The 12,006-nt window shown below is 68.9% G+C and carries 9 protein-coding genes; 5 read left to right on the top strand and 4 right to left on the bottom strand.

All coding sequences use genetic code 11. The features are described 5' to 3' along the window. Positions 1-48 precede the first annotated feature (48 nt). Both ASF71_RS21860 and ASF71_RS21855 read right to left on the bottom strand, forming a co-directional pair. A complete protein-coding gene (locus tag ASF71_RS21860; protein WP_056304081.1) occupies positions 49-903 on the bottom strand; it encodes a metallophosphoesterase in 855 nt (284 codons plus the stop codon). After that, positions 900-1,175 carry a hypothetical protein gene (locus tag ASF71_RS21855; protein WP_056304079.1) on the bottom strand — a complete coding sequence of 92 codons (276 nt, stop codon included), beginning with the start codon at positions 1,173-1,175 and terminating at the stop codon, positions 900-902. The genes ASF71_RS21860 and ASF71_RS21855 overlap by 4 nt, the downstream gene beginning before the upstream one ends. Positions 1,176-1,329: 154 nt before the next feature. Here ASF71_RS21855 and ASF71_RS21850 point away from each other — a divergent pair, with 154 nt between their 5' ends. Both ASF71_RS21850 and ASF71_RS21845 read left to right on the top strand, forming a co-directional pair. Next, positions 1,330-2,229 carry a metallophosphoesterase gene (locus ASF71_RS21850; RefSeq protein ID WP_056304077.1) on the top strand — a complete coding sequence of 300 codons (900 nt, stop codon included), beginning with the start codon at positions 1,330-1,332 and terminating at the stop codon, positions 2,227-2,229. A 126-nt stretch (positions 2,230-2,355) separates the two neighbouring features. Beyond that, a complete protein-coding gene (locus ASF71_RS21845; RefSeq protein ID WP_056304075.1) occupies positions 2,356-3,450 on the top strand; it encodes an acyl-ACP desaturase in 1,095 nt (364 codons plus the stop codon). A 69-nt stretch (positions 3,451-3,519) separates the two neighbouring features. Here ASF71_RS21845 and ASF71_RS21840 read toward each other — a convergent pair whose 3' ends face one another. Beyond that, a complete protein-coding gene (locus ASF71_RS21840) occupies positions 3,520-4,320 on the bottom strand; it encodes a polyphosphate kinase 2 family protein (protein ID WP_056304073.1) in 801 nt (266 codons plus the stop codon). A gap of 71 nt (positions 4,321-4,391) precedes the next feature. On the opposite strand from ASF71_RS21840, the gene mscL reads away from it, so the two are divergent. After that, positions 4,392-4,790, top strand: coding sequence for a large conductance mechanosensitive channel protein MscL (gene mscL / locus ASF71_RS21835; RefSeq protein WP_056304071.1), 399 nt, complete (start codon positions 4,392-4,394; stop codon positions 4,788-4,790). Positions 4,791-4,850: 60 nt separating this feature from the next. On the opposite strand, the gene ASF71_RS21830 is transcribed toward mscL, so the two are convergent. Further along, on the bottom strand, positions 4,851-6,062 hold the full coding sequence (locus ASF71_RS21830) for a VWA domain-containing protein (protein WP_056304069.1): 1,212 nt from the start codon (positions 6,060-6,062) through the stop codon (positions 4,851-4,853). A gap of 673 nt (positions 6,063-6,735) precedes the next feature. Here ASF71_RS21830 and ASF71_RS21825 point away from each other — a divergent pair. Then, positions 6,736-9,030 (top strand): hypothetical protein, encoded by a 2,295-nt coding sequence (locus ASF71_RS21825; protein ID WP_056304067.1) that lies wholly within the window; start codon positions 6,736-6,738, stop codon positions 9,028-9,030. A gap of 197 nt (positions 9,031-9,227) precedes the next feature. After that, the gene (locus tag ASF71_RS21820) at positions 9,228-12,005 is read left to right on the top strand and encodes a DUF11 domain-containing protein (RefSeq protein WP_056304065.1); all 2,778 of its coding nucleotides are present in this window, start codon (positions 9,228-9,230) and stop codon (positions 12,003-12,005) included. Position 12,006 lies beyond the last annotated feature (1 nt).

The following is a 12,006-nucleotide window of genomic DNA, read 5'->3' as shown; positions in this document are numbered from 1 at the left end:
CCCGCCGCGCGTCCACCCAAAGGAGGGGTTCAGCCCGGGTCCGGGCCCCTACGGCCGCCCGAGTTTGGGCGCGGCCGGGGCCTGGGCAGTGGCCGCCGAGGGCACCAGTTCGACCGGATGGACCGGCACCGGCTCGCCGAACCGGGGGTAGCGCTGCGCGAGCTCGGGGCTGCCGCGCCCGCACAGTACGGTGATCTCGGGCAGGTTGCGCGGGTTGCCGATCTCGACGAGGGCGTAGCGCCCGGTCTCGTAGGCTCCCAGGTCCACATACAGGTGGCGGTTCAGTCGGGTGGGGGTCCGCACGGGCGTGTGGCCGTGCAGGCTGTAGACCACGCCGGGGGGCAGGGGAAAGGGGCCCTCGAAGGGCCGCAGCCACAGCGCCGCCGACAGCGGGTTGCGGTGCTGCTCGTGCACGACCGGCGGCGCGGCGTGCGCGACGAGCACGCTGGGCACGTCGGCCGGCGGCGGCTCGTCATGGATCTGGCCGTCGCCGGTCACGTACACCACCCGCTTGAGGTCGGCGAGGTACTCGCTCAGCAGCGCCGGAAACTGCTCGAGCGTCAGCCCGCCGAGTTCCTGGCGCACCGTGTCGCCGCCCGCGCGCATCCAGCTCTGAAAGCCCTCCATCGCGCGGCGGTAGGCACCGAGGTCGTGCGTGCCCAGATACTCCCGGTACCAGTGCGGGCCTTCCTGGGCCATGCGCTCGTGGTTGCCCATGAGCAGGGTGGCGCGGCCCTCGGCCCGCAGGCGCAGCAGCCCCGCGACCGTCTCCATGTTCTGCCGGCCCCGGTCGATGGCGTCGCCCAGTGACAGAAAATGCGCCTCCGGAGACCGCGCCACCGCCGCCGCGAGCAGGTCGGCCCGCCCGTGCAGGTCCGGCAGCACCACGACCTGCCGGCTCATGTACCCGGCTCGTCGGAGAAGTCGAGCAGCGTCTGCTTGCTGCGTTCGCGCAGCGCGCGCGCGCCGTCCGGGTCGGGGGTGAAGGTCACGCCGCTCCGGCCCACCTGGACGCGGTAGGCCGCGCCGTCGGCCGCGCCGGGCAGCCACTCGGCGGGCACCTGATAGGTGCGGCCCCGGCTGTCCTCGACGTCCGCGAGGCCGGCGTCCTCGTCGAGGACGTCGATGACCAGAATGTCCGGGTCGGCAGAGGGGGAGGCGTCGTTGGGATTCACGCGGTCAGTGTAGGGGGCGGGGTCTGACGGCAGTGTGTCACGGAGCGTCCGGTCCGGGCGGCGCGGATAGCCGGGAAGAGTAAACAGCAGAGGAGCCGGGCCTTCCCCCTTCCGGATGACGCCGGGCCGGGGCTATTCCCCTACGCTGCGCAGGATGAGGCTCCTGACTTCCCACGATCCGGCGCGGCGGCGCGTCCTGCGTGGCCTGAGCCGTAGTGTGCTGGGCGGCGGCGCGGCCCTGGCCCTGCTGGGCGGCGCGGGGGCGGCGCAGGCCTACCGCTTCGGGGTCACGCGGCACACGCGCGCCCTGCCTGGCCTGAGTGCCCCACTGACGGTCGCCTTCCTGACCGACCTGCACTTCGGGCCGTATATCGGGGTGGGCAGCGTACGCGCCTGGGTCGGGGCGACGCTGGCCCTGCGCCCGGACCTGATTCTGCTCGGCGGCGACCAGTTCGACCGCCGGGCGCACGCGGCCCCCGGTGACCTGCTGGCCGAGCTGGCCCGGCTGCGCGCCCCACTGGGCACCTACGCGGTATGGGGCAACCACGACTACGGCAGCTTCGGGCATGAGGAGAGGCGCCCGCTTGACCCCCGGCGGTCCGACTGGGCGGCGCGCCGGACTCGCCTCGAAGCCGAGTTTGCGGCGGCGGGCGTGGTGGTGCTGCGCAACGCGGGCCGCGCCGTGCGCCGTGACCTGTGGGTGTCGGGCTTGGACGACTACTGGAACGGCCAGCCTGACGCGGCGGCGGCCCTGGCGGGGGCGGAGACGCGCGCCACGCTGCTCGTCAGCCACAACCCCGACCTGCTGCCCGAACTGCCGCCTGGGGTGGGGCTGGTGCTCTCAGGCCACACGCACGGAGGGCAGGTGCGGTTGCCGCTCGTCGGAGCGCCGGTGGTGCCCAGCCGCTACGGCCAGCGTTACGCGATGGGCTGGGTCACGGGAGCACACGGCACGCCGGGCTACGTGAGCCGGGGCCTAGGCCTGAGCGGTCTGCCGCTGCGCAACCTCTGCGAGCCCGAGATCACGCTGCTGCGTCTCGTGCCCGCCTCCTGACCCCGGCATGACGCGGGGTGAAGTTACACCCGGTCCCAGTCGGGAATGACTCTCAACAAGGCGCCGTAGACTGAGCGCAGTCCCGTCCATGAACCCGAACTGCCGGACGGCGAAGGAGATACGCGCATGGCCGACATCCTCCCTCCCAACATGTTGAACGAGCGTCCCCAGACGCCTGCCGGGTTGCTGAGCAACCGCGAAAAAGACCGCCTGATCGAGCGCGGGTTCCTGGGCCTGTACCGCTGGTACACCGCCCGCAGCCAGGAGACGCGCAACTGGAACGCCGACCAGTCCTTCGACTGGCGGAACATGAACAAGGACCTGCCGCCCGAACTCATCACGGTGCTTCAGGGCTTTTTCGCCGTCGAGCAGTACGCTCCGGACTTCACCTCCAACCTCGTGCACCTCGTGCGGCGCTCGCACGGCCGCAGCCACTTTCAGCTGCGCTGGGGCAGCGAGGAGGAAAAGCACGCCGACGCCTGGGAAAACGCCGTGCTGTTCAGCGGCCAGCGCAGCCCCGCCTGGATCGAGGAATATAAGGAGCGCCTGCGCGCCCAGACCTGGGAACTGCCCTTCCCAGACGCCATCCACAACCTCGTGTATACCGTGTTTCAGGAGCGGGCCACTCAGCTCAACTACCTGAACATGATGAAGATCGCCCAGGGCAAGAGCGACCGGCCGCACCTCGCGGGCGTGTCCGACCCGGTCCTCGCCAAGGTCGCCCAGACCATCGCGGTGGACGAGGCGGCGCACTACAACTTCTTTCTCGAAGGCGTGCGCATGTACCTCTACTACTACCCCGAGCAGACGCTGGACGCCGTCAAGAACGTCATCGGTCAGTTCTCGATGCCTGCCGCGACGCTCATCCCCGACTGGCAGAGTTTCTACGAGACGGTGTACCGCGCCGGTATCTACGGCCCGCGCGACTTCTCGCGCGACGTGATGCAGGTGGCCTTCCGCAACCTCGGCATCGAGAGCCGCAAGGCGCTGGAAGAGGGCATCCGCAAGACGCGCGAGGTGCCGACCTTCGAGGGCGAGAACTTCGGGACCACCGCCATCTGGGACACCTTCGACTACGGTATGGTCGAGGGCGACGTCAAGAGGCTACATGTCAAGATTCAGGACTACGAGAAGGGCATCGGCTTCGACCTGTACGACCCGACCGAGTTCGTCGAGAACCCGGCGGTGCCCCGCGGGTCCGGCCAGGCTGCCGACGACTGAACCTGTAGGTGCGGGGCGGGGGAGAGGCGGCGCCGCCCCCGCCCTTTCCTGTCGCCGGTGGGCACCCGACTACTCAATGACGATGGCTGCGGGGTCGAACTCCACGTCCGGGTACTGCGGGTCCATGTCCTTGAGGGTGTGCAGCAGCACGCGGCTGATGAGCAGGTCGCGGTACCACTTGCGGTCGGCAGGCACCACATACCAGGGCGCGTCGTCGGTGCTCGTGCCCAGGCACATCTCGTAGGCGTCCGTGTAGCGGTCCCACAGCGCCCGCTCGGCGAGGTCGCCGGGGTTGAACTTCCAGTGCTTGTTGGGGTCGTCGAGCCGCGCCTGGAGGCGTTCTTTCTGCTCGTCTGCACTGATATGGAGGTAGAACTTCACAGTTCGGGTGCCGCTGCGTCCCAGCAGCGACTCGAAGTGCCGAATGTCCTTCAGACGTTCCTCAGCCCCCTCCTCGTCCATCTCGCCGTGGACCAGGGGCACGAGCACGTCCTCATAGTGGCTGCGGTTGAACACGCCGATCATGCCGGCGCGCGGCACCTGGGCATGCACGCGCCACAGAAAGTCGTGCGCCTTTTCCTCGGGGGTGGGAACCTTGAAGTTCGAGACCCGCACCCCGTTCGGATTGAACGCCCCGATGACCTTTTTCACCGTGCCGTCCTTGCCCCCGGCGTCGCGGGCCTGGAGGACCACGAGCAGCGACTGGTTGCCCTCGGCGTACAGCCGTTCCTGCCAGGTGGCCAGTTCCTCCTGGAGCTCGGCGAGCAGCGGCTGGGCCTCTTCCTTGCTCAACCCGCCGTCGTCCCGGGTGTCCCAGTCTGCCAGCCGCGTCCGCTTGTTCCGTTTTGCCCGGTAGTCGCCCAGTTTCATTTGCCAGAGGCTAACACCCCCCTGCGGGCGCTGAAATTGTATTTGGCAGGGTGAACTGTAAAGATTGACCCATGCTTAGTGGATTCCGGGATTTCGTCATGCGGGGCAACGTCATTGACTTGGCGGTCGGGGTGGTCATCGGCGCCTCGTTCGGGTCGGTGGTCACGGCCTTTACCAATGCCTTCCTGACCCCGCTCATCAAGCTGGCCACCGGGGGCCGGGGTGAGGTTGCGGGCCGCTTCGCGGTGAACGGCGTGGTGTTCGACTGGGGCAGCTTCGTGACGGCGCTGATCGCCTTTCTCCTGACGGCGCTCGTCGTGTACGTGTTCGTGGTGCGCCCGATGAACCTGGTCACCGAGCGCTTCAGGAAGCCGGCCGCGCCTCCCGCCCCCCCCGAGCCGACCGCCGAGGAAAAACTGCTCGCCGAGATCCGCGACGAACTGCGCCGCCGCCCCGAGAGCCTGCGCTAAGGCCCACAGCAACGCAGCGGAGCGGCCCCGAATAGGACCGCTCCGCTAGAGTTTCGGTGCCTAGTTCACCAGTTTGGTCTTGTTGGTCATGAAGTCCTGCAAGACGTACTGACCGATGTTCTGGGGCGTCGTGAAATAGGCCTTACCCCGCGTCATCTCCGAGACCCGCTGCACGAAGCCCACGAGTTCGGGATCCCGCGCGAGCATGAAGGTATTGATCTGGATACCGCTGCGCCGGCAGTTGGCGACTTCACGCAGAGTGGCGCCCAGCACGTAGGGGTCCAGACCGTAGGCGTTCTTGTAGATGCGGCCGTCGGGCAGCGTGAGGGCCGAGGGCTTGCCGTCGGTGATCATCACGATCTGCTTCATGTCCTTGTTCTCGCGCTTCAGGAGCTGCTGCGCGAGCCGCAGGCCACCGGCCGTGTTCGTGTGGTACGGCCCGATCTGCGCCTGCGCCAGCTTGCCCACCGGCACTTCCTCGGCCGAGTCGTGGAACAGCACGAACTTCACCGTGTCGCCGGGGTACTGCGTCCGGATAAGGTGCGCGAGGGCCAGGGCCACCTGCTTGGCCGGGGTGAAGCGGTCCTCGCCGTACAGGATCATGGAGTGCGAGCAGTCGAGCAGCACGACCGTCGCGGCCGAGGAGTTGTACTCGGCCTGCCGGATCACGAGGTCGGATTCCTCGAGCTGGTCGAAGCCCTTGGAAATCACGTTGCCTAGCGTGGCGGTCGTGTCGAGATTCATGGTGTCGCCGAACTCGTAGTTCTTGAGTTCGCCGGTCATCTCGGTGCCCGAGGCGTACTCGCGGGTGTCGTGGGCGCCCGCGCTGCTGCGGCCCAGGCCACCCATCAGGTCGCGCAGGCTCTTGTAGCCCAGGAAGTCGATGCTCTTGTCGGTGAGCTGGAAGGTCGCCTCGCCGCCCTGCCCCGCGCCGCCCTGGCCCTCCTCGTCCTCAAATTCCTTGCGGATGAAGCCGTCTTGCTGGAGCTTGTCCATCAGGCGCTCGATCTGCTGCCCCAGGGCCGTCTCGCGCACGTCGCCCGCCTGCATGGCCTCCAGAAGCTGTTCTTCGGGAATCATGCCGCGTTCGGCCAGGGCCTCCAGAATGGCGTCAAACAGGTCGTCCATGCTGGGGCGCGCGTTGGGGTCGGGGTCGTAGGGGTCGTTCATGCCCTGACCTAGCAGCGCTTCCTGAATCATCTGCATGAGTTCCGAGGAATCGAGCTGGTCGAGTTCCCCCTCGAACTTGCTGTACCGCGTGATCCGCGCCATGTCTTGCCTCCGGCCCCCAGCATGGCGTCTCGCGCGGGCGGCATTTGTAAGGAACGGACAGATAAACCGCGCCCAGTGCGGGGCTGTCGGGCTTCTTGGTGACGTGTGCCGGCAGGGGCCGGTAGCCTGAAGGCGTGGAGCCGCGCCGACCGGAGGGTCAGAGGGAGCAGGCTTATTCCCCCTGGGGGGGGTTGAGCTCCTCTGCCCGCTCATGACGCGGCGTATCCGCTTGCCGGCGGGTAGCCCGTTTCCGTGTCCAGGACGCCCTTCCGGACCCCGCCGGGAACCTCCCCAAACGGTTAATTGCAGATGGCAACTCTGCCTACTTCCCAGTAAGTATGGCGTAAGAGCCTCAATATTAGTCTTCCTTAAGTTTCGCAGGACAGGTCTCCGGCGGAACATGTCCGCCCCCTCCCCAGGTCTCTCCCCAGAAGTTCAGTGCAGCGCCAGCCTGGAGACGGAGTTCCGGTTTTCCCGCCTGGCAGGACGTTCTGGAGCCGTGCTGTTCTTCATGCACCGTGTACGGCCCGGCCTGGGCCGGGGTGCGCGCCGAGTCCGGCCGGTGAAGTTCCCCTACGGGGGTGTTTGGCTGAGTCAGGGTTCTGTTCAGTGTGTTGCGGTTAGGTAGGAAAGAAGTTGCCCGGCCCGCAGGGGTCATGAGCAAGGAGGAAGTATGAAAGGAAACGCGAAGTTTATCTCCCTGATGGTGGCCCTAGCGGCAGGCGTGGCAGCGGCAGCCCCCAACGTGTCCCCCAACACCACCAACACGGCCGCCGGCGCCTCCATCACCAACCAGGCGAGCGCCTCGTTCACCGATCCCGCCAACGCTGGTGCCACCCTGACCTCGGACTCCAACACCGTCACTACGACCGTGCTGGCCCTGCCCAGCTTCGACGTGGTCTACGACGACGGCACGGTCGACGGCAACACGCTGGCCAACACCCCCAAGGTCATCACGGGCGCGGTTCCCGGTCAGGTCGTGACCACGGACTACGACATCGTCAACACCGGCAACACCCCCCTCACCGTGACTCTGCGCCCCAACACGACGGGCAGCGCCACGGGCCTCGACGTGAAGTACCTCAACGCGAGCGGACAGGTCCTGACCCCGAATCCCGACGGCAGCTACACCATCGCGCTGCCTGCCGGCGCCGGCGGCACCGTCAAGTTCAGCCAGCAGCTCACGGTGCCGGCCAACGCTCCGGCCAACGCCACCTACGGCGCTTCGCCCGAGGCCTCGGTCACGGGAACCGGCACGGGCGTGAACCAGAACGGCGTGCCGACTGGCGGCACCCTGTACGAAAACCAGACGGTCAGTGCCGGCGCGGTCGTGAACACTCCGGCGCAGGGCGCCGACCTGCAGTTCGTCAAGGTCACCACCTTCCAGCCGAACCTGCAGGGCAGCCCCAACGTCGCCAACCCGACCAATCCCGTGGGCCCCGACGGCACCTCGGCCGCCACGCCGCCTGCCCTGGGCAACGCCAACGTGCCGACCGTGACGGCCGGGACCCCCAACCGCACCGACCCCACCAACCCAGTCACGACCGCCTACCCCTCGACCCCCAGCAACCCAGGTGACCCCACCTCGGGCGGCACGCCCATTGTCGTGGACGCGCAGGGCAACCGTCAGGTCGCCTACCCCAAGGCCGACAACGACAACAACACGCCCGCCAACCCGGCTGGCCAGACCAACGACAAGGTCGGCACCCCGGACGTCATCATCTTCACCAACGACCTGAAGAACAACAGCACGACCGCCGGCGACACTGTGCAGCTGTTCCCCGTCGGCCCGGACGGCCTGCTGCTGGCCGGCACCACCTTCAATGCCACGACGGGCGTGTTCACGCTGCCCGGCGGCATCCAGGTCCGCTTCCTGGGGCCGACGACCGGCTCGCCGATTCCGGTGGGCGCGGGCGCGACCTACCCCACGGTCACGGTCCCGGCCGGCAGCACGGTGATCTACCGCACCGAAGTGACCCTGCCCGACACCGACGACTCCTCGCGCATTGACCCCATCGGCATCATCGTGGGCGCCGACTCGCTCAAGGACGCCGATGTCCAGGCCGACACGGTATCCACGGACATCATCAATTCGGCGGCCGCACAGTTCGGTGACGGCACCGACGGCGTCCTGGGTGCGAGCCCGGTCCCGGCTCCGGTCCAGGTGGTCGTCCCCGGCGCCACCACCACGACCAACATCAACACCGGCAACGCAGCCGACAACGTGGCCGTCTTCCCGATGGACGTCGCCAACATGGGCGCGTACAACGACAGCTTCACCCTGTCGGCGACCGTGGCGGGCCTCCCGGCCGGCGCGACCATCACCTACGTCGACGCGAGCGGCACTCCCCTGCCCGTCAGCGGTGCGGGCAACTACGTCACCCCGGTCGTCGCGTCCGGCGCCGAAATCCGCGTCTTCGCGGTCGTCACGGTCCCGAACGGCACCGCGGCCGGACAGTACACGGTGAGCCAGAAGGCCGTAGGCAACTACAGCACCATCACCATGACGGATCTCAACGACGTCATCCAGGTGGGCGCAGTGGGGAACGTGGCCGTCGCCAAGTTCGCGCAGGACGGCACGACGGTGGCCGGCGCCACGCCCCAGAGAGGCATCGACAACCCCACCGGCTACACCGCCGGCAGCACCACCGCGCTGCCCCTGAGCAACATCGTTTACCGCATCATCGGCAAGAACAACTACAACTCGCCGGTGACGAACTTCGCCCTGAACGATACGGTTCCGGCCAACACTACCTTCCAGGCGGCGGCCCTGACCGTCAACGGCGGCGCCGTGAGCAAGGTCATCTACAAGATCGGCAACGGCGGCTGGTCGGCGACGGCCCCCACCGTGGGCGCAGCGGCCGGTACGGTCATCGCTGTCGCGGCGGACGCCAACAACGACAACGTGCCTGACGCCCTGCCTGCCAACTCCACCATGGAGCTGACCTTCACTGTCAAGGTGAACTGAGTCTCCTGCGCCGGCGCACCTCTGCTCCTTTTTCCGAGGTGCGCCGGCTTTCCCAGGCCGGCGTCCGTTTGTTTTTTGTCACCCGGCCTTCCCTAACATCGGAATCACTTTTTCCTGTGGCCTTCCCGCACTGCCGAGTGCTCCCTCAATTCCCGCGCGGCGTTCCCTGAGCGGCCAGCGCCCCTCAAGGAGACCCCATGTTGCGCCCCCCCGCCCTGCGAACCACCCTGCTGACCGGCCTGCTGGCCGGCGTGACCTCGGCCCTGGCGGCGGGCACCCCTGCCGGCACGGCCATCAGCAACCAGGCCACCGCGACCTTCGAGGCGGTCACGCCAGGTGGCGACACCCGCAGCGACAGCAACGTGGTCACGACCGTCATCCAGGCCGTGTGCGCCGTGAGCGTCACGCCCGGCGGCACGGTGGCAGCGCCGGGCCAGAGCACGGACCTCCTGCCGGGCGAGCGCGCCGTGTTCCGATACACGGTCGTCAACGCGGGCAACGAGCGGGCCACGCTGCCCCTGTCGGTGCGCCGCGAGGACGCCAGTGCCTTCGCGCCGACCCTGGCCCTGTACGCGGACCTGAACCGCAACGGCGTGCTCGACGACGGCGAGCCGGGCATCAGCAGCGTGGACCTCGCGCCCGACGCCAGTGCCGACGTTCTCCTCGTGGCCGACACCGGCCCGAACGATCAGGGCGACGCCTTCGTGAACCTCGTCGCGTCCTGCGGCGGCAGCCAGCACGGCGCCAACGTGAGCCGCGTGCGGGTTGGCGCGCCGCCGGTCCTGAACGTCACCAAGACCTTCACGCCCGCCCTGGTGCGCCCCGGCACCGAGACGACCGTGAACGTGACCGCCAACAACTCCGGCCGGAGCGGCAGCCGCGAGGTGGTCCTGACCGACCTGCTCTCCGACCAGCTCGCGCAGGGCCTGAGCTTCGTGCCCGGCAGCGCCTCGGCGGGCCAGGGCAGCCTGGAATACACCACCGACGGCACGGTCTGGAGCGCCCAGGAAACCCAGCCCGTGCGCGGCGTGCGCGTGCGCGTGCCCAGCCTCGCGCCCGGCGAGACCCTGGCCCTGACCTTCCGGATGCTGGCGACCCTGGGTGCTGAGGGCCGCGTCATTCCCAACACGGCCACCGTGCAGAGCCGCACCCTGAGTGCGAGCAGCACTGCGACGGCCGACGTGCGCTACCTGCCGGGCGTCGCCATCGGGCCCCTGGACCAGCCGCTGGCCCCCGAAGGCACGGCCGAGGACACCCAGACCCGCGCCTTCGCGGTGGTCGGGCAGCAGGTGTGCTTCGACCACACGGTCCAGAACACGGGAGACGTGAGCGACAACTTCCGCGTGGTCATCACCTACCCGCAGGGCGCGGCCCAGGCGACCCTGACCGGTCCCGGCGGCGCGGTCCTGGCCCAGCCCTTCACGCTCGCTCCCGGCCAGACCTCGCCGGTGCGGGTGTGCTACTCGCCCTCGCAGACTGGCCCACTGGAGGCGCTGCTCACGGTGCAGGGCGAGCGCGGCACGAGCAACACCACCCGCGACCTCGTCTCCGCCATCGAGAACGGCCTCCCCGAGCTGCGCAAGAGCGTCGTGGCGACCTCGGCGGACGGCAGGGTCCTGGCAGACGGCGCGACCGTGGCCGTGAGCGACCGCCTGAGCTACACGCTGACGGTGCGTAATCCCTTCGCCCGTCCGCTGACTGGTGTGGTCGTGAGCGACCCGCTGCCGGCGCACGTCGACGGAGTGCGGGTTTCCGACGGCGGCACGCTCGGCGGCGCGGCCGGCGCGCAGGTGGCCGAGTGGCGCCTGGGCACCCTGGCCCCCGGCGAGTCGCGGACCCTGACGGTTGAGGCGACCGTGAGCGCGCGCGCCGTTGACGGCGAGGCCCTGACCAACATCTTCAACTTCGTGACGACCGAGCTGCCCACGCCGCTGCCCAGCAACGCCGTCGCCACGCCGGTCTGGAGCGCGCAGCTCCTGATCCAGAAGACCGTCTCGGCGCAGACCGTGACCTACGGCGACCGCCTCACCTACACCCTGCGCGTGCGCAACGCCTCGGCCACGACCGCCGTGGTGGACGCCGTGATCACCGACAGCCCGGCGAACGGCCTGCAGTACCTGGCCGGCACGGCGACGCTGGGGGGGCAGCCCCTGGCCGACCCCACGGTGACGGACGGGCAGTTGCGCTGGACGGTCGCGTCCATTCCGGCCGGCGGCGAGGTGGTCATCACCTACGCGCTGCGCGTGACCCCCGAGGCGGCGGCCGAACTCGACAATTTCGTGCAGGTCGTGGGCACAGGGGCGGGCGGCGTGGCGCGGGCCATCGCCAGCAACCAGGCGAAGGCCACCGTGCGCCTCGACCCCCTGAAGTTCGCGCCGGTGTCCGACCTGCTGGGCATGGTCTATGTGGACCGCAACCGCAACGGGCGGTACGACGCCGGGCTCGATACGCCTATCGAGCGCGCGCGCATCGTACTGGCCGGCGGCCGACTCGTCCTGACGGACGCGGCCGGGCGCTACCACTTCGCCAACGTGGCCTTCGGAACGCAGGCGCTGCGGCTCGATCCCAGCACGGTGCCCTACCCCGCGCTGGCCGTGCCCGGCGACGGCGGCCTGAGCGGCACCCGCACGGTACAGGTGCGCGGCCTGACGAGCGTGGATTTCCCGCTGGCGCCTCTGGGCGGTGAGGTGGGCGCGCTGCGCCGCACCTCCTTACAGGTGGGTGACGTTCAGGTCGAGAAGGTGGTCACGGCAGTTTCCGGCGGCTACAGCGTGGAACTGACCGTGCGGACCCCGCGCGCGCTGGCCGATTTCCGTCTGGAAGACCCCCTGCCTGGGGGAGCTGTCCTGAAAGAAGGGCGCAATACCCTCAGCACTACTCTCAATGCCGGTGAGACGAAGCTCACGTACCGTTTCGACTGGACGGGCGAGGCCCGGGCCGCCACCACCGATCCCGTCGTGAGCTGGAGGTACTGAG

This window comes from Deinococcus sp. Leaf326 (genome assembly GCF_001424185.1).
Classification (GTDB): Bacteria; Deinococcota; Deinococci; order Deinococcales; family Deinococcaceae; genus Deinococcus.
The sequence above is the reverse complement of the archived record's forward strand: the minus strand, read 5'-3'. Positions and strand labels throughout refer to the sequence as shown.

What these genes read in the sequence shown, in the direction of transcription:
- ASF71_RS21820 (WP_056304065.1), top strand. Translation starts at nt 9,228, where the DNA reads ATGTTGCGCCCCCCCGCCCTGCGAACCACCCTGCTGACCGGCCTGCTG.
- ASF71_RS21825 (WP_056304067.1), top strand. Translation starts at nt 6,736, where the DNA reads ATGAAAGGAAACGCGAAGTTTATCTCCCTGATGGTGGCCCTAGCGGCA.
- ASF71_RS21840 (WP_056304073.1), bottom strand. Translation starts at nt 4,320, where the DNA reads ATGAAACTGGGCGACTACCGGGCAAAACGGAACAAGCGGACGCGGCTG.
- ASF71_RS21845 (WP_056304075.1), top strand. Translation starts at nt 2,356, where the DNA reads ATGGCCGACATCCTCCCTCCCAACATGTTGAACGAGCGTCCCCAGACG.
- ASF71_RS21860 (WP_056304081.1), bottom strand. Translation starts at nt 903, where the DNA reads ATGAGCCGGCAGGTCGTGGTGCTGCCGGACCTGCACGGGCGGGCCGAC.
- mscL (WP_056304071.1), top strand. Translation starts at nt 4,392, where the DNA reads ATGCTTAGTGGATTCCGGGATTTCGTCATGCGGGGCAACGTCATTGAC.
- ASF71_RS21850 (WP_056304077.1), top strand. Translation starts at nt 1,330, where the DNA reads ATGAGGCTCCTGACTTCCCACGATCCGGCGCGGCGGCGCGTCCTGCGT.
- ASF71_RS21830 (WP_056304069.1), bottom strand. Translation starts at nt 6,062, where the DNA reads ATGGCGCGGATCACGCGGTACAGCAAGTTCGAGGGGGAACTCGACCAG.